Annotated in this window: 1 protein-coding gene and 1 pseudogene; both read left to right on the top strand. The window is 75.5% G+C overall.

The genetic code is table 11. The annotated features are described in order from the left end of the window. The first annotated feature begins 40 nt into the window (after window positions 1–40). Window positions 41–14,173: a type I polyketide synthase gene (locus BFV98_RS07690; protein ID WP_071095631.1), complete on the top strand. Its 14,133-nt coding sequence runs from the start codon at window positions 41–43 to the stop codon at window positions 14,171–14,173. Window positions 14,174–14,241: 68 nt separating this feature from the next. Further along, window positions 14,242–25,170, top strand: a pseudogene (locus BFV98_RS07685) (SDR family NAD(P)-dependent oxidoreductase); the annotation flags it as partial. Window positions 25,171–25,172: the final 2 nt, after the last annotated feature.

Raw genomic sequence — 25,172 nt, 5'->3', positions numbered from 1 at the left:
GCCGCAACGACATCGGCATGCCGAGTGAGGTAGGTCCACGGTGAGCAACGAGGACGAGAAGTACGTCGAGTACCTGAAGCGTACGACCTCGGAGCTGCGGCGTACCCGGCGTCGGCTGCGCGAGCTGGAGGCCCGCGACGCCGAGCCCGTCGCCATCGTGGCGATGAGCTGCCGTTACCCCGGCGGGGTCGACAGCCCCGAGGCGCTGTGGCAGCTCGTGCACGACGGCGGCGACGGGATCGGGCCGTTCCCCGCCGACCGGGGCTGGGACCTGGAGAGCCTCTTCCACCCCGACCCCGACCACCCGGGCACCAGCTACGTGCGCGAGGGCGGCTTCGTCTACTCCGCCGCCGACTTCGACGCCGACCTGTTCGGCATCTCGCCCCGCGAGGCCGTCGCCATGGACCCGCAGCAGCGGCTGCTGCTGGAGACGTCCTGGGAGGCGTTCGAGCGGGCCGGGCTGCCGCTGCCGGCCGTCCGGGGCAGCCGCACCGGCGTCTTCGTCGGGGCGTCGTCGCACGGCTACGACGGCATGATGGCGCAGGCCGAGAACGGCGAGGGGCACCTGCTCACCGGCAACGCCACGAGCGTCATCTCCGGCCGCGTCGCGTACACGCTCGGGCTGGAGGGGCCGGCGGTCACCGTCGACACCGCCTGCTCGTCCTCGCTCGTCGCCCTTCACCTGGCCGCGCAGGCCCTGCGCAACGGCGACTGCGAGCTGGCCCTCGCGGGCGGCGTGACGGTGATGCCCACCCCGGCGGTCTTCGTCGGCTTCAGCCGGCAGCGCGGCCTCGCCGCCGACGGCCGGTGCAAGGCGTTCGCCGCCGGCGCGGACGGCACCTCGTGGTCCGAGGGCATCGGCATCCTGCTGCTCACCCGGCTCTCCGACGCGCAGCGGCACGGCCACCCGGTGCTCGCCGTGATACGCGGCAGCGCGGTCAACCAGGACGGCGCGTCCAACGGGCTCAGCGCCCCGCACGGCCCCTCCCAGGTGCGCGTCATCCGCCAGGCCCTGGGCAACGCCCGCCTCACGCCCGAGCAGGTCGACGTGGTGGAGGCGCACGGTACGGGCACCCGGCTCGGCGACCCGATCGAGGCGCAGGCGCTGCTGGCCACGTACGGACAGGACCGGGGGGACTCCGCGCCGCTGCTGCTCGGGTCGGTCAAGTCGAACATCGGGCACACGCAGGCCGCCGCCGGCGTGGCCGGTGTGATCAAGATGGTGATGGCGATGCGGCACGGCGTGGTGCCGCCCACCCTGCACGTCGACGAGCCGTCCCCACACATCGACTGGACCGCCGGGGCGGTCACCCTCGCCACCGCCGCGACGCCCTGGCCCGCCGTGGACCGGCCGCGCCGGGCCGCCGTGTCGTCGTTCGGCGTGTCCGGCACCAACGCGCACACCATCATCGAGCAGGCCCCGGCTCCCGCCGAGGTCGAGGCCGAGGTCGAGGCCGAGGCGACCACGCCGCAGGCCCGCACCGTGGCCCCCGTGCTGCTCTCCGCCCGCTCCGACGCCGCGCTCGCCGCGCAGGCCGGCCGCTGGGCCGCCCGGTTCGCCGCCGACGAGACCCTCCGCCCGCTCGACGTGGCCTTCTCGTCGGTCACCTCCCGCTCCACCCTGGACCGTCGGGCCGTGCTGTCCGCGACCGGCCGCGACGACCTGCTCGCGGGGCTGCGCGCCCTTGCCGCCGGGGAACCGGCCGGTACCGTCGTGACCGGTGCCGGGGCGCCGCGCGGCCAGCTCGCGGTGCTCTTCTCGGGTCAGGGCGCGCAGCGCGTCGGCATGGGCCGGGAGTTGTACGCCGAGTTCCCCGTGTTCGCCGCCGCCCTCGACGAGGTGTGCGGGCACCTGGATCGAGCCCTGCCGCGCCCCCTGCGTGAGGTGCTCTTCGCCGCCGACGGCTCGGCCGACGCCGACCTGCTGGACCAGACGGTGTTCACGCAGGCCGGTCTGTTCGCCGTCGAGGTGGCGCTGTTCCGGCTGGTGGAGTCCTTCGGCGTCGCCCCCGACCTGGTCGGTGGTCATTCGATCGGCGAGGTCACGGCCGCGTACGTGGCCGGGGTGCTGTCGCTGGAGCACGCCTGCGCGCTGGTGACGGCGCGGGGCCGGTTGATGCAGGCGCTGCCCGCCGGCGGCGGGATGCTGGCCGTCGCGGCCACCGAGGCCGACGTCCTCGCCACGCTCGACGGCCTGGCCGACGTGGGGATCGCGGCGGTCAACGGGCCGACCTCGGTCGTGGTCTCGGGCGCCGTGGCGGCCCTGGACGAGGTGGAGCGGCTCTGGAAGAACCGGGGCGTACGCACCCGCCGCCTCACCGTCAGCCACGCGTTCCACAGCCCGCTGATGGAGCCGATGCTCGCCCGGTTCCGCGCGGTGCTCGACAAGCTCACCTTCGCCGCGCCGTCGCTGCCGGTGGTGTCGAACGTGACCGGGGCGCTCGCCGACGCCGACGAGATCCGCACCGCCGACTACTGGGTGCGTCACGTCCGCGAGGCCGTCCGCTTCGCCGACGGAATCACCGCGCTGCGCGCCGCCGGGGCGGACACGTTCCTGGAGGTCGGGCCGCGCAGCGTACTGACCGCGATGGTCGGCGACGCCCTGTCGGACGGGGCCGGCGTGCTCGCCGTGCCGGCGCAGCGCGGGGACCGGCCCGAGGCGCACGGGCTGCTGGCCGGGCTGGCCGAGCTGCACGTGCGCGGGGTTGCAGTCGACTGGCAGCCGTGGTTCGCCGACACCGGCGCGCGGCGGGTGGACCTGCCCACGTACGCCTTCCAGCACCAGCGCTACTGGCCCGAGGCCGGCGGCACCGCCGTGACGGCCGCGCCGGGCGACGCCGCCGAGGGGGACTTCTGGGCGGCCGTGGAGCGCGGCGACCTGACCGGGGTCGCCGCCCACCTGGCCGTGCAGGACGACCCCGCCGCGGTCGAGGCCCTCGCCCCGGCCGTACCGGTGCTGTCGTCGTGGCGACGGGCCCGGCAGCGCGACGCCGTGGTGGACGGCTGGACGTACCGGATCGACTGGGAGCCGGTACGCCCCGCCGCCGCGCCCGCGCTGACCGGCCGCTGGCTGGTCGTCACCGCCGACGCCGACGACGCGGGGGCGGCCGCCACGCTGACCGGCGCGGGTGCCCACGTCGACACGCTCACCGTCGCCCCCGGCGTCGACCGTGCCGAGCTGACCGGGCTGCTGCGCGGCCACGGCGAGCAGGGCTGGACCGGCCTGCTCTGCGTGCTCCCCGCGACCGACCGGGCGCTGCCGGACGCCCCGGCCGTCTCCGTCGGCGCCGCGCTGCTGCTCACCCTCACCCAGGCGCTCGCCGACGCCGGCCTGCCCGGCCGGCTCTGGTGCCTCACCCGGGGTGCCGTGCGCGTCGGGGCCGGCGAGACCCTCACCGACCCCTGGCCCGCCCTGGCCTGGGGCCTGGGCCGGGTCGTCGCGCTCGAACAGCCCGACCGCTGGGGCGGCCTGATCGACCTGCCCGCCCGCGCCGAGCGCACCGCGGCGGACGCGCTGCTCGCCGTCCTCGCCGACGCCGGCCACGACCAGGTGGCGATCCGCCCCCAGGGCGTCTTCGGCCGGCGGCTGGTGCCGGCCGCGCCGCCCGCGGGTGCGGGTTGGCGGCCCGCCGGGACGGTGCTGGTGACCGGCGGTACGGGTGCGCTGGGTCGGCACGTGGCGCGCTGGTTGCTGGCGAACGGGGCGGCCGAGGTGGTGCTGGCCTCGCGGCGGGGTCCGGCGGCGCCGGGCGCGGCCGAGCTGGTCGACGAGTTGGGCGCGGTGCGGGTGGTGGCGTGCGACGTCACCGATCGGGCGGCCGTCGACGCCCTCGTGGCCGGCCTGCCGGAGTTGACCGCCGTCGTGCACACCGCCGGCGTGATCGCCGACGGCGTCCTCGACGGGCTCGACCTGGGCCGGATGCAGACCGTCCTCGACGGCAAGGTCCGCGCCGCCCAGGTGCTGCACGAGACCACCGCCCACCGCGACCTCGATGCGTTCGTGCTCTTCTCCTCCCTCGCCGGGGTCATCGGCAGCGCCGGACAGGGCAACTACGCGGCGGCCAACGCCTATCTCGACGCGTTCGCGGCCTGGCGCCGCGACCAGGGCCTGCCCGGCACCGCCATCGCCTGGGGCGCCTGGGCCGAGGACGGCATGGCCGCCGCGCTGACCGCCCGGCTCGCCCGGGGCGGGGTCGACGCGCTCCCCGTCGCCGAGGCCGTCACCGCCCTCGGTCGGCTGGTCAACACCGCCGAGCCGGCCGTCACCGTCGCCGCCGTCGACTGGGGCCGCCTCGCCGCCTCCTGGGGCCGCCCGACGCCACTGATCGCCGCCCTGCCCGGGGTGCCCGCCGTGCCCACCGGTCCCGCCCGCGCCGTGGTGGTCGGCCGGTCCCTGCCGCAGCTCGCCGACCTCGTACGCACCCAGGCCGCCGTCGTGCTCGGCTACCCGGCCGGCCGGCCGCTGCCCGAGCGCACCTTCCGCGACCTCGGCTTCGACTCGCTCACCGCCGTCGAGCTGCGCAACCGGCTCACCGCCGAGACCGGCATGACCCTGCCCGCCACGCTGGTCTTCGACCACCCCACGGTCGCCGAACTCGCCGCCCACCTGCACGGCCTCACCGCCGGGCACACCACCGGCGAGGTGGTCGCCGACGGCACCGGCCGCGACCGCGAACCGATCGCCATCGTCGCCATGAGCTGCCGCTTCCCCGGCGGCGTCACCTCACCCGAGCAGCTCTGGGACCTGCTGGCCACCGGCACCGACGCGCTGAGCCTGATGCCCGGCGAGCGCGGCTGGAACCTCGCCGAGCTGTACCACCCCGACCCCGAGCACCTCGGCACCAGCTACGTCCGGGAGGGCGGCTTCGTCGCCGGCGCCGGCGAGTTCGACCCGGCGTTCTTCGGCATCAGCCCCCGCGAGGCCCTCGCCATGGATCCGCAGCAGCGGCTGCTGCTGGAGACCACCTGGGAGGCGTTCGAGCGGGCCCGGATCGACCCGACCGCCCTGCGCGGCAGCCGCACCGGCGTGTACGTCGGCACCAACGGCCAGGACTACGGCTCGCTGCTGATGGCCACCGGGGACGTCGACGAGAACTACCTCGCCACCGGCACCTCCGCCAGCGTCATCTCCGGACGGCTGGCGTACACCTTCGGGCTGCACGGCCCGGCGGTCACCGTCGACACCGCCTGCTCGTCGTCGCTGGTCGCGATGCACCTGGCCGCGCAGGCCCTCCAGACGGGGGAGTGCGACCTGGCCCTGGCCGGCGGCGCCACCGTGATGGCCACCCCCGGCATCTTCGTCGGCTTCTCCCGCCAGCGCGGTCTCGCCGCCGACGGCCGGTGCAAGCCGTTCGCCGGAGCCGCCGACGGCACCGGCTGGGGCGAGGGCGTCGGCCTGCTGGTGCTCCAGCGGCTCTCCGACGCCCGCCGCGACGGCAACCCGGTCCTCGCCGTGCTGCGCGGCAGCGCCGTCAACCAGGACGGCGCCTCCAACGGTCTCACCGCACCCAACGGCCCCGCCCAGCAGCGGGTGATCCGGCAGGCCCTCGCCAACGCCGGACTCACCGCCGAGCAGGTGGACGCCGTCGAGGCGCACGGCACCGGCACCACCCTCGGCGACCCGATCGAGGCGCAGGCCCTGATCGCCACGTACGGCCAGGACCGGCCCGCCGACCGGCCGCTCTGGCTCGGCTCGATCAAGTCGAACATCGGGCACACCCAGGCGGCGGCGGGTGTGGCCGGGGTGATGAAGATGGTCCTGGCCATGCGGCACGGGGTGCTGCCGCCCACCCTGCACGTGGACGAACCCACCCCGCACGTCGACTGGACCGCCGGCAGCGTCGAACTGCTCACCGCCGCCCGGCCGTGGGAGCCGGCCGACGGGGTACGCCGCGCCGCCGTCTCCTCGTTCGGGATCAGCGGCACCAACGTGCACACCATCCTCGAACAGGCCACCGCCGACGAGCCGGAGCCCGGACCGGCAGCCGACGTGCCGACCGGGGAACTGCCCTGGGTCCTCTCCGGGCGCACCGTCGACGCCCTCACCGCCCGCAGCCGGGACCTGCGCGAGCACCTCGGCACAGTGGACGACGACGCGCTCGCCGACGTCGGCTGGTCGCTGGCCGCCACCCGCGCCGCCCACGACCACCGGGCCGTCGTCTTCGCCGCCGACCGCGACGAACTGGCCGCGTCCCTCGACGCGCTCGCCGCCGGCCGGCCCGGCCCGCAGACCGTCACCCGCGTCCCCGGCACGCCGGGCGAGGTCGCGTTCGTCTTCCCGGGCCAGGGCTCGCAGTGGGCCGGGATGGCCGCCGAGCTGCTCGACACCGCCCCCGTCTTCGCGGAGACGTTCGCCGCCTGCGCCGAGGCGCTGCGCCCGTACGTCGACTGGTCACCGACCGACGTGGTGCGCGGCGCGCCCGATGCCCCGTCGCTGGAGCGCGTCGACGTCGTGCAGCCCACCCTGTTCGCGGTCAGCGTCTCGCTCGCCGCGCTCTGGGAGTCGTACGGGGTGCGCCCCGCAGCCGTCGTCGGCCACTCCCAGGGCGAGATCGCCGCCGCGTACGTCGCCGGTGGCCTCACCCTCGACGACGCGGCGGCCGTGGTCGCGCTGCGCAGCCGGATCATCGCCGGCATCGCCGGGGACGGCGGCATGGTCTCGGTCGCCACCACCGCCGACGAGGCCACCGCGACGATCGCCCGCTGGGCCGGCCGCATCGCCCTGGCCGCCGTCAACGGACCCACCTCCGTCGTGGTCTCCGGCGACGGCGCCGCCCTCGACGAGCTCGTCGCCCACTACGAGTCCCGCGAGGTGCGGGTGCGCCGCGTGCCCGTGGACTACGCCTCCCACTCCGCCCACGTCGAGCAGCTGCGCGAGCAGCTCCTGGAACTGCTCGCCGGGCTGCGGCCCCGCACCGGCGAGGTCCGGTTCCGCTCCACAGTCGAGGGCGACTGGCTCGACACCGCCGCCCTCGACGCCGACTACTGGTACCGCAACCTGCGGCAGACCGTCCGCTTCGACGAGGCGGTACGCAGCCTCGTCACCGCCGGCTACCAGACCTTCGTCGAGGTCAGCGCCCACCCGGTGCTGACCATGGCCGTGCAGGAGAGCGTCGAGCTGGCCGCCGCCGACCCGGACGCGGTCACCGTCACCGGCAGCCTGCGCCGGGGCGAGGGCGGCCTCGGCCGCTTCCTGCGCGCCCTGGCCGAGGTCTGGGCCGGGGGTACGGCCGTGGACTGGCGGCCCGCCTTCGCCGGCCTCGCCGGGCGTCGTCTCGACCTGCCCACGTATCCGTTCCAGCGGCAGCTCTACTGGCCGCAGCCGTCAACCGCGCCCGCCCCCGCGGCCGCCGGTCCCGTGGCCGACGACGAGGTCGACGCCCGGTTCTGGGCGGCCGTCGAGGCGGAGGACCTGACCGCGCTCACGGCCGAACTCTCCGCCACGGCCGAGTCGCGGCCCGTCCCGGAGACGGCGTTCGCCGACGTGCTGCCGGTGCTCGCCGCCTGGCGTCGCCGGCACCGCGACCAGGCCACCGTGGACTCCTGGCGGTACCGGGACAACTGGACGCCCGTCGCTCCCGACGCCTCCGGCGAGCCGGCCGCCACCGGCACCTGGTGGCTGCTCACCGGCCCCGACGACACCGGCGCGGCCGAGGCCGACTTCTGCACCGACGCATTGCGGCGGCACGGCGGCACCGTCGTACCGCTGGCGCTGGACGCCGACCGCACGGACCGCGCGGCGCTCGCCGCCCGGTTGCGCGACCTCGCCGACGGCGGCCCTCGCCCCGCCGGGATCGTGTCGCTGCTGCCGCTCGACGAGACGCCCGCCCCGGCGCACCAGTCGGTGCCGGTCGGTTTCGCCGGCACCGTCACCCTCGTGCAGGCGCTCGGCGACGCCGGAGTCCGCGCGCCGCTGTGGTGCCTCACCCGGGGTGCCGTCGCCACCGGCCCGGCCGACCCGCTGCCGCACCCGCTCCAGCAGCTCACCTGGGGCTTCGGCCGGGTCGCCGCACTCGAACACCCGGACCGCTGGGGCGGCCTCGTGGACCTGCCCGACGAACTCGACGACGCGGCCGGCCGACGGCTGGTACGTGTCCTCGTCGGCGCCGACGGCGAGGACCAGGTCGCGCTGCGGTGGGCCGGCGCCTTCGGCCGGCGACTGCTGCACGCCCCGCTCGGCGACGCCCCCGCCCCGCGCACCTGGCGACCGTCGGGCACCGCCCTGGTCACCGGCGGCACCGGCGCGCTCGGCGGACACATGGCCCGCTGGCTCGCCGCCAACGGCGCCGCGCACCTGGTGCTGGTCAGCCGGCGCGGCCGGCAGGCCGAGGGCATCGCCGACCTCGAGGCCGAGCTGGTCGCACTGGGCGCCCGGGTCACCGTCGCCGCCTGCGACGCCGCCGACCGGTCGGCGCTCGCCGCCGTCCTCGCCGACCTGCCGCCCGAGCACCCGCTGACCACAGTCGTGCACACCGCCGCCGTCCTCGACGACTCGGTGATCAATTCGCTGACCCTGGAGCAGGTCGACTACGCGCTCAGCGCGAAGGTCACGACCGCGCTGAACCTGCACGAGCTGACCCGCGAGCTGGACCTCGACGCGTTCATCCTGTTCTCCTCGATGGCCGGCACCGTCGGCAGCTCCGGCGTGGGCAACTACGCCCCCGGCAACGCGTTCCTCAACGCCCTCGCCGAGCACCGGCGCGCCCTCGGCCTGCCCGCCACCTCCATCGGCTGGGGCGCCTGGGGCGGCGGCGGCATGGCCGACGGCGAGTTCGGCCGGATGCTGCACCGCCACGGCGCACCCGAGATGCCCCCGCGCCTCGCCGTGGCGGCCCTGCACCAGGCCGTCGAGCACGACGAGACCTTCCTGACCATCTCGAACATCGCCTGGGACCGGTTCTTCGTCGCGTTCACCGCCACCCGGCCCGGCCCGCTGATCTCGGAGATCCCCGAGGCGCAGCGGTTGCAGGCCACCAAGGGCCTCGCCGAGACGAAGGAGACCGACGAGGCCGGCCCCGCCGGCGCGTTCACCCGGATGAGCGCCGGCGAGCGCCAGCAGGCGCTGCTCGACCTGGTCCGCGACCAGGCGGCCGCGGTCCTCAAGTACGCCGACGGCCAGGCCGTCGACCCGCACCACGCGTTCCGGGACCTCGGCTTCGACTCGGTGACGGCGGTGGAGCTGCGCAACCGGCTCGCCACCGCCACCTCGCTGCGGCTGCCGGTGACCCTGGTCTTCGACTACCCGTCGCCGACCGCGCTCGCCCGGCACCTGCACGAGGAGTTGGGCGGCGAGGCCGCCGTGGCCGTCGAGGCCGCCCCGGTGACGCTCGGCGACGACGAGCCGGTGGCCATCGTCGCCATGTCCTGCCGCTTCCCCGGCGGGGCGAACGACCCCGAGCGGTTCTGGCAGATGCTGCACGCCGGCCGTGACGCCGTGTCCGACCTACCCGGCGATCGGGGTTGGGACGTCGAGAAGCTCTACGACCCCGACCCCTATTCCACCGGCACCTCATACGTCCGCAGCGGCGCCTTCCTCTACGAGGCGGCGGAGTTTGATGCCGGTTTCTTCGGGATTTCCCCCCGTGAGGCCTTGGCGATGGACCCGCAGCAGCGGTTGTTGCTGGAGGTCTCGTGGGAGGCGGTCGAGCGGGCAGGGGTTGAGCCTGGGGTTCTTCGGGGTTCGCGAACAGGGGTGTTCGTGGGCACGAATGGTCAGGACTATGGGGCCCTGCTGATGGTGGCGGGGGACGAGGTGGAGGGCTTCGCGGGCACGGGCAACGCCGCGAGTGTGGTGTCGGGTCGGGTGGCGTACGCGTTGGGGTTGGAGGGGCCGGCGGTGTCGGTGGACACGGCGTGTTCGTCGTCGCTTGTGGCGTTGCACCTGGCGGTGCAGTCGCTGCGGCGTGGCGAGTGCGACCTGGCCCTCGCCGGCGGCGTGACCGTGATGACGACGCCTGGGCTGTTCGTGGAGTTCTCCCGGCAGCGGGGCCTGGCGGCCGACGGCCGGTGCAAGGCGTTCGCGGCGGGTGCCGACGGCACGGGCTGGGGCGAGGGTGTTGGTGTGCTGCTGGTGGAGCGGTTGTCGGACGCGCGGCGTAACGGTCACGAGGTGCTGGCGATCGTGCGGGGCAGTGCGGTCAATCAGGATGGTGCGTCGAACGGGCTGACGGCCCCGAACGGTCCGTCGCAGCAGCGGGTGATCCGGCAGGCGCTGGCGTCGGCCCGCCTCACCACGGCCGACGTGGACGTGGTCGAGGCGCACGGCACGGGCACCACCCTCGGTGACCCGATCGAGGCGCAGGCCCTGCTCGCCACGTACGGGCAGGAGCGCGACGAGCCGCTGCTGCTCGGCTCCGTGAAGTCGAACATCGGCCACACCCAGGCCGCCGCCGGCGTCGCCGGCGTGATCAAGATGGTGCTGGCGATGCGCGAGGGCGTGGTCCCCGCGACGCTGCACGTGGACGAGCCGTCCCCGCACATCGACTGGAACTCCGGGGCCGTCGAGCTGGCGATCGAGTCGCGGCCGTGGCCGGCCGTGGGCCGGGCGCGCCGGTCGGCGGTGTCCTCGTTCGGCATCTCCGGCACCAACGCCCACGTCATCATCGAACTGCCCGAGGACCTCCCCGCCGAGAGCGTGGAGCCCGACGGCGAGGCCGCCGAGGATCGCAGCCCGGGGCTCGTGGCCTCCGACGTCGTCGTCTGGACGGTGTCGGGGCGGTCGAAGGGCGCGCTGGCCGGTCAGGCCGCCCGCCTGGCCCAGCACGTCCGCGCGCACGCCGACCTCGACGCGGCGGCGGTGGGCTGGTCCCTCGCCGCCACCCGGTCGACGTTCGACCAGCGGGCCGCCGTCGTCGGGGCCACCGTGGCCGAGTTGCTGGCGGGGCTCGACGCCCTGTCCGCCGGCGCGCCGGCGGGGAACCTCGTCACGGGTACGGCCTCCGGAACCGGTGCGGTGTTCGTGTTCCCGGGTCAGGGTGCGCAGTCGGCGCGGATGGCGGCCGGCTTGGTGGGTCGTGCGCCGGTGTTCGACGCGCGTCTGGCGGAGTGCCAGCGGGCTCTGGCCCCGTACCTCGATGTCGATCTGGTGTCGGTGTTGACCGGTGACGACGAGTCGTGGCTGGAGCGGGTGGAGGTCGTGCAGCCGGTGCTGTGGGCCGTGGGTGTGGCCCTGGCGGCGGTGTGGCAGCACGCCGGGGTCACCCCGGCGGCGGTGGTCGGTCACTCGCAGGGCGAGATCGGCGCGGCGTGTGTGGCGGGGATCCTGTCCCTGGAGGACGCGGCGAAGGCGGTCGCGTTGCGGTCGCGGGCGCTGACGGTGCTGCGGGGCACCGGGACGATGGCGTCGGTCGACCTGTCGGCGGAGGCGGTGGCCGAGCGGCTGCCGGCGTTCCCGGGCGTCGGTGTCGCGGCGGTGAACGGTCCGTCGACGGTCGTGGTGTCGGGTCCGCCGCGGCCGGTTGCCGATCTGGTGGAGGCGTGCCAGGCCGACGGTGTGCGGGCGCGGTTGATCCCGGTGGACTACGCGTCGCACTCCGTGGCGGTGCAGGATGTCGCGGAGCAGTTGCGCGCCGACCTGGCCGACGTGACGCCGCAGCCGGGCCACACCCGACTCGTGTCGACGCTCACCGGGGACTGGGTGGACCCGTCCTCGATGACGGCGGACTACTGGTACGACAATCTGCGGCAGACCGTCCAGTTCGACGCGGCGGTGCGGGTGGCCGTCGCCGCCGGGCACACGACGTTCGTGGAGATCAGCCCGCATCCGGTGTTGACGATGCCGGTGACGGCGATCCTGGACGACGCCGGCGTCACCGGGCACACGTTGGGCAGCTTGCGTCGTGGAGACGACGATCCGATGCGGTTGCTGACGAACCTGGCCACCGCGCACACGATCGGTCTGCCTGTCGACCTGACGGCCGTACTCGCCGAGACCGACACCGTCGCACTGCCCACGTACGCCTTCGACCGCAGCCGCTTCTGGCCGACCGCGGCGACCCGGCAGGAGGACACCGAGGAGACCCCGAGCGGCGTCGACTCCGCGTTCTGGGCGGCCGTCGAGAGCGAGGACCTGGCCGCGCTCGCGGAACTCACCGAGCAGGACGCGACGGAATCCCTGGAACGGCTGGGCGCGGCCCTGCCCGTGCTCGCCTCCTGGCGACGCCAGCAGCGCAACCGCTCCGCCCTGGACGACCTGCGCTACCGCAGCGTCTGGCAGCCGTACACCGGGACGCCCGTCAGCTTCCTCCCCGGCGCCTGGTGGGTGATCGCCGACGCACGGCACCCGGAGGAGGGCGAGGCCGCCGTCGCCGAGCTGTCCCGCCGGGGCGCCGATGTCCGGCTGGTGTCGCTGCCGGAGAACCTGACCGACCGTGCCGCCCTCACCGCGCACCTGAGCGGTGTCACCCGTACCGCCGACGGCGGGCCGGCCCCGGTCGACGGGGTGCTGTCCCTGCTCGCCCTCGCCGACGGCCCGGTCGACGACACCCAGCCGGTGCCGCCGTTCCTCGCACGGTCGCTCGCGCTGATCCAGGCGCTCGGCGACCTCGACGTCGCCGCGCCGCTGTGGTGCGTCACCCGGGGCGCCGCCGGCACCACCCGGAGCGGCACGCCCAGCCGACCGGAGCAGTCGCTGCTCTGGGGCCTCGGCCGGGTCGTGGCCCTCGAACACCCCGAGCGGTGGGGCGGCCTGGTCGACGTACCGGCCACCCTGGACGACCACGGCTGGGACCTGCTCTGCGCCGCCCTCGCCGGACTCGACGGCGAGGACCAGCTCGCGGTCGACGGCGCCACCATCCTGGTCCGCCGGCTGGTGCGGGCACCCGGCGGCGAGGCGCCCGCCGACGACGCCGGCTACCCGGGCACGACGCTGGTCACCGGCGGCACCGGCGCGCTCGGCGCGGAGGTGGCCCGCTGGCTGGCCGCCCGGGGCGCCGAGCACCTGATGCTCGTCAGCCGCCGTGGCGCGGACGCCCCCGGCGCCGCCGAACTCGTCCGCGAGCTGACCGGGGCGGGCACCCGGGTGACCGTCGCGGCCTGCGACGTGGCCGACCGGGCCGCGCTGGCCAAGCTGCTCGACGAGGTACCCGCCGACGCGCCGCTGACCAGCGTCGTGCACGCGGCCGGCGTCCTCGAGGACGGGGTGCTCGACGGGCTCACCGCCGACCGCCTCGCCACCGTCCTGCGCCCCAAGGTGCTCGGTGCCCTGCACCTGCACGAGCTGACCGTCGGGCGGGAACTGCGCGCGTTCGTGCTGTTCTCCGCGCTGGCCGGGCAGCTCGGCGCCGCCGGTCAGGGCAGCTACGCCGCCGCCAACGCCTACCTCGACGCCCTCGCCGAGCAGCGGCACCGGCAGGGCCTGCCGGCCACCTCGGTCGCCTGGGGCCCCTGGGCGGCCGGCGGGATGGCCACCACCGACCATGCCGTGGAGGAGCGCCGCCGGCGTACCGGCGTGGCCCGCCTCGACACCGGAGCCGCGCTCACGGCGCTCGCGCAGTGCGTCGCGCGGGGCGAGCCGGCGACGATGGTGGCCGGCATCGACTGGGCCCGTTACGTGCCCGGCTTCGTGGCCGTGCGGCCCAGCCCGCTCATCGCGGGCGTGGCCGAGGCGCGGCGGGCCGTCGCCGAGCGGGCCGAGGACACCGGCGTCTCCGCGGAGTCCCTGGCCGCCCTGCTCGCCGGGCAGACCGACGCCGAACGACGCAAGACCCTGCTGGAGCTGGTACGCGGGCAGGCCGCCGCGGTGCTCGGCCACGACTCGATGGACGCCGTCGAGCCGGACCGGGCGTTCCGCGAACTCGGCTTCGACTCGCTGACCGCCGTGGAGCTGCGCAACCGGCTCACCGCGGCGACCGGCGTCCGGCTGCCCGCCACGGTCGTCTTCGACTACCCGACCGCCGCCGGGCTGGCCGAGTACGTGCGGGCCGCCGTCGTCGACGGCGGGGTGGTCGGGGTCGCACCGGTCTTCGGCGAGCTGGACAGGTTGGAAGCGGCGCTCTCCGGCTCGGCGCCGGACCGCAGCGCCCGAATTCGGATCACCGAGCGGCTGCGGGCGCTGCTGGCCTCCCTCAACGAGGCCGACGCCCCGGCGGACGGCGACACCGTCGCCGAGAAGCTCCAGGACGCGACGCCGGACGAGGTCTTCGACTTCATCGACCGCGAGCTGGGGATGTCCTGACGTGATCGCTGCTGCGACGACGGGTCAACACAAGGAGTGCGCGGTCCATGGCTGACGAGGCGAAGCTTCTCGACTACCTCAAGCGGGTCACCGCTGACCTGCACCAGGTGCGCCAGCGCCTGCGCGAGGTGGAAGCCGGTGAACAGGAACCGGTCGCCATCGTCTCCATGAGCTGCCGCTTCCCGGGCGGGGTGCGCTCGCCCGAGGACCTGTGGGAGGTGGTCGCGTCCGGCCGGGACGTGGTCTCCGACTTCCCGACCGACCGCGGCTGGGACCTCGGGTCGCTCTACGACAGCGACCCCGAGCAGGCCGGTACGTCGTACACGCGGCAGGGCGGCTTCGTCCACGACCTGGCCGACTTCGACCCGGGCTTCTTCGCGATCTCCCCCCGGGAGGCGCTGGCGATGGACCCGCAGCAGCGCTGGCTGCTGGAGACCTCGTGGGAGGCCCTGGAGCGGGCCGGCATCGACCCGCACTCGCTGCGCGGCAGCCGCACCGGCGTCTTCGCCGGCAGCACCGGCCAGGACTACGGCACCGTGCTTATGGGTGCCGCGCAGGGCCTGGAGGGGCACCTGATGACCGGCAACGCCGGCAGCGTGGTCTCCGGCCGGATCGCGTACACCTTCGGGCTGGAGGGGCCGGCCGTCACCATCGACACCGCCTGCTCGTCCTCCCTGGTCGCCCTGCACCTCGCGGGCCAGGCGCTGCGGCAGCAGGAGTGCACCCTGGCCATCGTCGCCGGCGTCACCGCCATGTGCACCCCGGCCGCCTTCGTCGAGTTCTCCCGGCAGCGCGGCCTCGCCGCCGACGGCCGGTGCAAGGCGTTCGCCGCCGCCGCCGACGGGACCGGCTGGTCCGAGGGCGTCGGCGTCCTGGTGCTGGAACGGCTCGCGGACGCGCAGCGCAACGGCCACCCCATCCTCGCCGTGGTACGGGGCAGCGCGGTGAACCAGGACGGCGCCTCCAACGGGCTGAGCGCCCCGAACGGGCCGTCGCAGCAGCGGGTGATCCAGCAGGCCCTGGCCAACGCCGGCCTCGCCGCCGGCGGCGTGGACGTGGTCGAGGCGCACGGCACCGGCACCCGCCTCGGCGACCCGATCGAGGCGCAGGCGCTGCTGGCCACGTACGGACAGGAGCGGGGGGACTCCGCGCCGCTGCTGCTCGGCTCGGTCAAGTCGAACATCGGCCATGCGCAGGCGGCCGCCGGGGTGGCCGGCGTCATCAAGATGGTCATGGCGATGCGGCACGGCGTCGTACCGCCCACCCTGCACGTCGACGAGCCGACGCCCGAGGTCGACTGGTCGGCCGGCGACGTCTCGCTGGTGACCGAGGCGACGCCGTGGCCGGCGGTGGACCGGCCGCGCCGCTCGGCGGTCTCCTCGTTCGGGGTGTCCGGCACCAACGCGCACACCATCCTGGAGCAGGCCCCGGCACCGCAGCCGGCCCCGTCGGCCGCCGCGCCGGTGGTCGAGCGGCCGGTCGTACCGGTGCCGGTGTCGGCCCGGGACGCTGCCGGCCTCGCCGCGCAGGCGGCCCGCTGGGCGGCCCGGATCGCCGCCGACGAGACCCTGCGGCCCCTCGATCTGGGTTTCTCGTCGGTGACGTCCCGGTCCAGCCTGGACCACCGCGCCGTGGTCCACGCGACCGGCCGCGAGGACCTGCTGGCCGGGCTGCGCGCCCTCGCCGCCGGTCAGCCGTCCGGCGCGGTCGTCGCCGGGCAGGCCGGCGGCCGGGGCTCGCTCGCGGTGCTCTTCTCCGGCCAGGGCGCGCAGCGCGCCGGCATGGGCCGGGAGTTGTACGCGGGCTTCCCGGTGTTCGCCGCCACGCTGGACGAGGTGTGCGTGTACCTGGACGCGCTGCTGCCGCGTCCGCTGCGGGAGGTGCTGTTCGCGCTGGAGGGTTCCGCCGAGGCGGCCCTGCTGGACCAGACGGTGTTCACGCAGGCGGGCCTGTTCGCCGTCGAGGTGGCGCTGTTCCGCCTCGTCGAGTCGTTCGGCATCGCGCCGGAGTTCGTGGGCGGTCACTCGATCGGTGAGGTGACGGCCGCGTACGTGGCGGGGGTGCTGTCGCTGGCCGACGCGTGTGCGCTGGTGGCGGCGCGGGGCCGGCTGATGCAGGCCCTGCCGGCCGGTGGCGGCATGCTCGCGGTGGCCGCCGACGAGGTGGCGGTGGTCGAGTCGATCGCCGGCTCGACCGACCGGGTCGGGATCGCGGCCGTCAACGGGCCGACCTCGGTCGTGGTCTCCGGTGCCGTCGACGCCCTCGACGAGGTGGAGCGGGTCTGGCGGGACCGGGGCGTGCGTACGCGCCGGCTGACCGTCAGCCACGCGTTCCACAGTCCGCTGATGGAGCCGATGCTCGCCGAGTTCCGCGCCGTCCTAGACGGGTTGACGTTCTCCGCGCCGTCGCTGCCGGTGGTGTCGAACGTGACCGGTGCGCTGGCTGACGCCGACGAGATCCGTACGGCCGACTACTGGGTGCGCCACGTCCGCGAGGCCGTCCGCTTCGCCGACGGAATCACCGCCCTGCGCGAGGCGGGGGTGGACACGTTCCTGGAGGTCGGCCCGCGCAGCGTCCTGACCGCGATGGTCGGCGAGATCCTGCCCGCCGACGACGCCGTGCTGGCCGTCGCCGCGCAGCGCAAGGACCGGTCCGGGGCGCACGGGCTGCTGGCCGGGTTGGCCGAGCTGCACGTGCACGGGGTCGCAGTCGACTGGCGGCAGTGGTTCGCCGACACCGGCGCCCGGCGGGTGGACCTGCCCACGTACGCCTTCCAGCACCAGCGCTACTGGCCCGAGGCGGGCGCCGGGTGGACCGGCGACGTCACCGCGGTCGGCCTGCGCCCCGCGCAACACCCCCTGCTCGGAGCCGCCGTCGGCGTCGCGCACGCCGAGGGCTTCCTCTTCACCGGCCGGCTGGCCCGGCGTACCCACCCGTGGATCTGCGACCACGTCGTGTTCGACACCGTGCTGCTGCCCGGCACGGGTTTCGTCGAACTCGCCCTCCAGGCGGGCGCGCACGTCGGCGCGGACCACGTCCGCGAACTGACCCTGGAGTCGCCGCTGATCCTGCCGGAGACCGGGGGCGTGGACATCCAGCTCTGGATCGGCCCGGCGGACGAGACCGGGTGCCGTTCCGTGTCGCTGCACTCCGCGCAGGACGGCGAGCCGGCCGAGGGCACGGGTGAGCGGGCCTGGACCCGCAACGCCAGCGGCGTGCTGGCCAGCGGCCCGGCCGTGCCGAGCGGTCCCGCCGGCTGGTCCGACCTGACCACCTGGCCGCCGCCGGGCGCGACCGAGGTCGGCACCGACGACCTCTACCTGAACCTCGCCGCCCAGGGCTACGACTACGGCCCGTCGTTCATCGCCCTGCGCTCCGCCTGGCGGCGCGGCGACGACCTCTTCGCCGAGCTGGCGCTGCCCGAGGCCCCCGCCGCCGAGGCCGCCGGGTACGGCCTGCACCCGGCCCTGCTCGACGCGGCGCTGCACACCCTCGGCCTGACCACGCCGGCCGGGGAGCCCTCCGGGGCGGGCATGCCCCCCGGATTCGGCCGCCTGCCGTTCTCCTGGAACGACGTCGCCCTGCACGGTGCCGGGGCCGCGGCGGCCCGCGTCCGGGTCTCGCACACCGGCCCCGACAGCATCTCGCTGCTGCTCACCGACGTCACCGGCGCGCCGGTCATCTCCGTCGGCTCCCTCGTCCTGCGGCCGGTCTCCGCCGACCAACTCCGCACCGCCTCCGGCGGCGGCACCGAGTCGCTGTTCCGGGTCGAGTGGGCCCCGCTCGCGCTTCCCGCCGGCCCGGCCCCGGTCGACTGGGCGGTGCTCGGCGACGCCGCGGCGCTCACCGACGCGGTCGCCGCCACCGGCACGGCCGTGGCGGCGTACCCCGACCTGGCGGCCCTGGCCACGGCGATGGACGGCGGGACGGACGCGCCCGGCGTGCTGGTCCTGCCGTTGCTCGACCCGCCCGCGTCGGCGGACGTGCCGCGCGCCGTCGCCGAGGCGACCCACCGGGTGCTCGCCGTGCTCCAGCAGTTCCTCGCCGAGGAGCGCTACGCGGTGTCCCGACTGGTGGTGCTGACCTCGGGCGCGGTCGCCACCGACCGGGACACCGACCTGACGGACCTGGCCGGCGCCGCCGTGATCGGCCTGCTGCGCTCCGCCCAGTCGGAGAACCCCGACCGGTTCGTGCTGGTGGACGTCGACGACGTGGCCGGCTGCGCCGCCGCGCTCGTCCCGGCCGTCGCGACCGACGAGCCGCAGGTCGTGATCCGCGCGGGCGTCGCCGCCGGCGCCCGGCTCACCCGGGTCGCCGCCCCGACCGAGCCGCCGGCAGCCCCGTTCGACTCCGACGGCACCGTCCTGATCACCGGCGCCACCGGCACCCTCGGCCGGCTGATGAGCCGGCACCTGGTCAGCACGTACGGCGTCCGGCACCTGATCCTCACCAGCCGGCGCGGCCGCGCCGCCGAGGGTGTCGCGGAGCTCTGCGCCGAGTTGGAGGCGCTCGGCGTGAGCGTCACCGTCGCCGCCTGCGACGTCGCCGACCGTGGCGCCGTGGCCGAGCTGCTGGCCGGCATCCCGGCGGAGCACCCGCTGACCGCCGTCATCCACGCCGCCGGCGTCCGTGACGACGGCGTCATCTCCTCGCTCACCCCCGAGCGGATGGACGGCGTGCTGCGGCCCAAGGTCGACGCCGCCTGGCACCTGCACGAGCTGACCGCCGACCTCGACCTGAAGGCGTTCGTCTCGTACTCCTCGCTGGCCGCCACCGCCGGTGGCCCGGGCCAGGGCAACTACGCCGCCGCCAACGCGTTCCTCGACGGGCTGGCCCAGCACCGCAAGGCGCGCGGCCTCGCCGCCCTCACCCTCGCCTGGGGCCTCTGGGCCGACCGCAGCGGCATGACCACCGAGCTGGACGACGTCCACCTCAACCGGATCTCCCGCTCCGGCGTCGCCGCCATGGAGGCCGAGGAGGGGCTCGCCCTCTTCGACGCGGCCTGCCGCACCACCGACGCCGCGCTCGTCCCGGCCCGGCTGGATCTCGCTGCGATGAAGGTGCAGTTCGCCGGCGGGACCATCCCGCCGCTGTACCGGGCGCTGATCCGCACGCCCGCCCGCGCCGCCGCGGCCAGCACCGGCGCGTCGCTGGTGCAGCAGCTCGCCGGGCTCGGCGACGCCGAGCGGGCCGCCGCGCTGGTCGAGATCGTCCGGGGCCAGGCCGCCGCCGTGCTCGGCTACCCCGACCCGGCGGCCATCGAGCCGCGCCGGGCGTTCAGCGAGTTCGGCTTCGACTCGCTCACCGCCGTCGAGATGCGCAACCGGCTCAACAACGCCTTCGGGATGCGGCTGCCGGCCACCCTCGTCTTCGACTACCCGACCCCGCACGACCTGGCGGCCTTCCTGGGTACGGAGATCGCCGGCACCCCGGTTCCCGTGCGACCCACGACGACCGCCGTGTCGGTCGGCGACGACGAGCCCCTCGCGATCATCGGCATGGCCTGCCGGCTGCCCGGCGGCGTGTGGTCGCCCGACGACCTGTGGCGGCTGGTGGTCGACGGCGTGGACGCGATCAGCGACCTGCCCACCGACCGTGGCTGGGACCTCGACAGCCTCTACAGCCCCGACCCCGACGCCCCCGGCACCTTCTACGCCCGCGGCGGCGGCTTCCTCAGCGGCGTCGACAGGTTCGACCCCAACTTCTTCGGCATCTCGCCCCGCGAGGCCCTGGCCATGGACCCGCAGCAGCGGCTGCTGCTGGAGACCACCTGGGAGTCCTTCGAGTCCGCCGGCATCGACCCCACCGACGTACGGGGCAGCAGCACCGGCGTCTTCGTCGGCACCAGCGGCCAGGACTACGGCTCGCTGCTCGCGTACTCGCCGGAGGCCGCCGAGGGCTACATGCTGACCGGGATGACCAGCAGCGTCATCTCCGGCCGGGTGGCGTACACGTTCGGGCTGGAGGGGCCGGCGGTGTCGCTGGACACGGCCTGCTCGTCGTCGCTGGTGGCGCTGCACTGGGCCGGCCAGGCGCTGCGGCGCGGCGAGTGCGACATGGCCCTCGCCGGTGGCGTCATGGTGATGGCCACCCCGACCGCCTTCGTCGAGTTCTCCCGGCAGCGCGGCCTGGCCGCCGACGGCCGGTGCAAGTCGTTCGCCGCGTCCGCCGACGGCACCGGCTGGTCCGAGGGCGTCGGCATGCTGCTCGTGCAGCGGCTCTCCGACGCCCGCCGGCAGGGCCGCACCGTCTACGCGGTGGTGCGCGGCTCGGCGATCAACTCCGACGGCGCCTCCAACGGGCTGACCGCCCCGAACGGTCCGTCGCAGCAGCGGGTGATCCGGCAGGCGCTGGCGTCGGCCCGCCTCACCACGGCCGACGTGGACGTGGTCGAGGCGCACGGCACGGGCACCACCCTCGGTGACCCGATCGAGGCGCAGGCCCTGCTCGCCACGTACGGGCGGGAGCGGCCCGCCGACCGGCCCCTGCTGCTCGGCTCGATCAAGTCGAACATCGGCCACGCCCAGGCCGCCGCCGGTGTGGCCGGCGTGATCAAGATGGTGCAGGCCATCCGGCACGGCCTCGTCCCGGCGACGCTGCACGTGGACGAGCCGTCCCCGCACATCGACTGGACCTCCGGTGCGGTGGAGCTGGCGACGCAGTCGCGGCCCTGGCCGGCGGTGGACCGGCCGCGCCGGGCGGCGGTGTCGTCGTTCGGCATCTCCGGCACCAACGCCCACGTCATCATCGAGCAGGCCGACGAACTGTCCGTGGTACCGGCCGAGCCCGGCCCCGGGCTCGTGGCCTCCGACGCGGTGCTGTGGCCGCTGTCGGGACGGTCGAAGGGCGCCCTGGCCGGCCAGGCGGCCCGTCTCGCGGAGTACGTGCGTGAGCGCGGCGACATCGACGCGGCGGCGGTGGGCTGGTCCCTGGCTACGACCCGGTCGGCGTTCGGTCACCGTGCCGCTGTCGTCGGGTCGGGCACGGAGGAGTTGCTGGCGGGGCTGGACGCGGTGGTGTCCGGGACGCCGGCCGGCAACGTCGTCGCCGACGCCACCACGCCCCACGGCGCGGGCCCGGTGTTCGTGTTCCCGGGGCAGGGTGCGCAGTCGGCGCGGATGGCGGCCGGTCTCGTCGGTCGTACGCCGGTATTCGACGCGCGTCTGGCGGAGTGCCAGCGGGCCCTGGCCCCGTACCTCGATGTCGATCTCGTGTCGGTGTTGACCGGCGAGGACGAGTCGTGGCTGGAGCGGGTCGAGGTGGTGCAGCCGGTGCTGTGGGCTGTGGGTGTGGCTCTGGCGGCGGTGTGGCAGCACGCGGGTGTGGTGCCGGCCGCGGTGGTCGGTCATTCGCAGGGTGAGATCGGGGCCGCGTGCGTGGCCGGGATCCTCAGCCTGGAGGATGCGGCGAAGGCCGTGGCGTTGCGGTCGCGGGCGCTGACGGTGCTGCGAGGCACCGGCACGATGGCGTCGATCGACCTGTCCGCCGAGGCGGTCGCCGAGCGGCTGCCGGCGTTCCCGGGCGTCGGTGTCGCGGCGGTCAACGGCCCGTCCACCGTCGTGGTCTCGGGTCCGCCGCAGCCGGTCGCCGACCTCGTGGAGGCGTGCCAGGCCGACGGCGTTCGGGCCCGCCTGATCCCGGTCGACTACGCCTCGCATTCGGCGGCGGTGCAGGACGTCGCCGAACAGCTCCGCGCCGACCTGGCCGATGTGACGCCGCAGCCGGGCCACACCCGCCTGGTGTCGACGCTCACCGGGGACTGGGTGGACGCGGCGTCGATGACGGCGGACTACTGGTATGAGAACCTGCGGCAGACGGTGCAGTTCGACGCGGCGGTGCGGGTGGCTGTCGCCGCCGGGCACACCACGTTCGTGGAGATCTCCCCGCATCCGGTGCTGACGATGCCGGTCACGGCGATCCTGGACGACGCCGGCGTGAGCGGGCACGTGCTGGGCAGTCTGCGGCGGGGTGACGACGACGCGACGCGGTTGCTGACGAACCTCGCCACCGCCCACACGATCGGCCTGCCCGTAGACCTGACGGCCGTACTCGCCGAGACCGATACCGTCGCACTGCCCACGTACGCCTTCGACCACCAGCGGTACTGGGTCGAGCCGCCGGTGCACCGGGCGCAGGACGTCGCCTCCGCCGGCCTCCAGGACGCCGGGCACCCGCTGCTCAGCGCCGCGCTGACCTTCCCCGACAGCGAGCGGATGGTCTTCACCGGGCGGCTGTCGGTGCGTACCCACCCGTGGCTCGGCGAGCACCGGGTGATGGACAACATCCTGCTGCCCGGCACCGCCTTCGTCGAGCTGGCCACGTATGCCGGTGAGCAGGCCGGCTGCCCGACGGTGGAGGAGCTGACCCTGCTCGCCCCCCTCGTCCTGCCCGAACTCGGCGCGCTCCAGGTGCAGCTGACGGTCGGCGACCGGGACGACGACGGGCGGCGTACCGTCCAGCTCTACTCCCGGCCCTACCGGGACGGCTCGGACGAGATCCTCGCCGACGTCGCCTGGACCTGCCACGCCACCGGTCTGCTCGGCCCGCAGCCGGCCGACGCCGCGCCCGCCTTCGACCTAGGGGTCTGGCCGCCGCCCGGCGCGACACGCGTCGAGTCCGACGACTTCTACTCCGGTATCGAGGCGACCGTCTTCGGCTACGGACCGGCGTTCCGTGGCCTGCGCGCCGCGTGGACCCGCGACGACGAGGTCTTCGCCGAGGTCGAGCTGCCCGCCGACCACCACGCCACGGCCGGCCGCTTCGGCGTGCACCCGGCACTGCTGGACGGCGCGCTGCAGGCCATGTCGATCGGCGGCTTCCTCGGCCGGATGGGCGACGGCGCCGACGCCAGCGTGCCCCGTCTGCCGTTCGCCTGGACCGGGGTCTCCCTGCTCGCCGCCGGGGCCACCGCCCTGCGCGTACGCGTCGCCGCGGCCGGCGAGGTCGGCGTCTCCTTCCAGGTGGCCGACGCCACCGGCGCCCCGGTGCTGCACGTCGACTCGCTGATCATGCGCCGCGTCTCCGGGGACTCCCTCGGCGCGGCCCGCTCCGGCCGGCACGAGTCGCTGTTCCAGGTGGACTGGCCGGTGCTGCCGGTGCCAACCGGCCCCGTGCCGGCGGCCACCCGCTGGGTGGCGCTCGGCGACGACCTGGCGCTCAGCGCCGCCTGCGAGGCGGCCGGTGCCCGGGTGCGTACCGACGTCGGGCTCGACTCGCTGGGCGACCTGCTCGCCGGGGGTGAGCCGACGCCCGAGGCGGTGATCGTCCCGGTCGGCGACGCCGGGGACCCGACGGACCCGGAGCTCGCCGCACAGGCGCGGGCCACCACGCACCGTACGCTCGCCGCGTTGCGGACCTGGCTCGCCGACGACCGGTTCGCCGACTCGCGGCTGGTGCTCGTCACCCGGAACGCGGTCGCGGCAGGGGAGCAGGAGCCGGTGAACCTGCGCCAGGCCCCCGTGTGGGGCCTGCTGCGCACCGCCCAGCTCGAACACCCGGGCCGGTGCCAGCTCGTCGACCTCGACGACGCCCCGGACAGCGCCGCCGCGGTGGCCGCCGCCATCGCCTCCGGCGAGCCGCAGCTCGCCGTGCGCGACGGGCAGGTCCGCACGCCACGGCTCGGCCGGGTTCCGGCCGCCGTCGAGCCGCTGCCCGGCGGGATCGACCCGGCCGGCACCGTGCTGATCACCGGCGGCACCGGCGTGCTGGGCCGCATCCTGGCCCGCCACCTCGCCACCAGCTACGGCGTACGGCACCTGCTGCTGGCCGGGCGGCGCGGCGCGGCGGCCGAGGGGATCGGCGACCTGGTCACCGAACTCGCCGGCACCGGTACGGAGGTGGCCGTCGTGGCCTGCGACGCCGCCGACCCCGAGGCCCTGTCGGCGCTGCTGGCCGGGGTGCCCGCGGCGCACCCGCTCACCGCCGTGGTGCACGCCGCCGGCGTCCTCGACGACGGCGTGCTGGAGTCGATGACCCCCGACCGGGTGGACGCGGTCGCCGTGCCGAAGATCGACGCCGCCTGGCACCTGCACCGCCTCACGGCCGACGCGAACCTCGCGGCCTTCGTCCTGTTCTCCTCGGCGGCGGCCACGCTGGGCAGCGCCGGCCAGTCCAACTACGCGGCGTCGAACGCCTTCCTCGACGCCCTCGCGGCGCACCGCCGGGCACGTGGGCTCGCCGGCAACTCGCTCGCCTGGGGCCTGTGGGAGCAGGCCAGCGGCATGACGGGTCACCTCGGCGACGACGACGTGCGACGGATGGCCGAGCAGGGCGCCACCGGCCTGGCCACCGAGCAGGCGCTGAATCTCTTCGACGCCGCGTGGCGGCTCGACGCGGCGGCCGTCCTGCCGATGCGCCTGGACGTCGGGACGCTGCGCGGGCAGGCGGAGGGCGGCACCCTCGCGCCCATCCTCCGGGCCCTGGTCCGGGTGCCGCTGCGGCGCTCCGTGGACGCCACCGGTGCCCGCTCCGGCGGGGTCCAACTCGGCCAGCGGCTCGCCGGACTGGCCGCCCCGGAGCGGCTCAAGGTGGTGCTCGACGTGGTACGGGCGAACATCGCCGCCGTCCTCGGCCACGCCGGCCCTGACGCAGTCGACCCGAACCGGCTCTTCACCGACCTGGGCTTTGACTCACTCACCGCCGTCGACCTGCGCAACCGGCTCAACAACCTGTCCGGCCTGCGGCTGCCGGCGACGCTCGTCTTCGACTACCCGACGCCGACGGCGCTCGCCGAGAAGCTGACAAGCGAGATCGCCGCCGACGCGGCGCCCTCCACCCAACCGCTCTTCCAGGGCATCGACACGGTGGAGAGCCTGCTCACCGCCATCCCGCTCGACCCGGCGGCCCGCGCCCGGTTCACCGCCCGGATGCAGGACCTGCTCGCCAAGGCGTCCGACCTTGCGGCCGGGCCCTCCGTCGAACCGGACCGGCCAGACCTCGACTCGGCCAGCGACGACGAGATCTTCGACTTCATCAGCAAAGAGTTTGGAATCTCCTGAGA

It is taken from the genome of Micromonospora sp. WMMB235, assembly GCF_001855515.1.
GTDB lineage: Bacteria > Actinomycetota > Actinomycetes > Mycobacteriales > Micromonosporaceae > Micromonospora > Micromonospora aurantiaca.
This window is presented reverse-complemented; position numbering and strand designations above follow the sequence as displayed.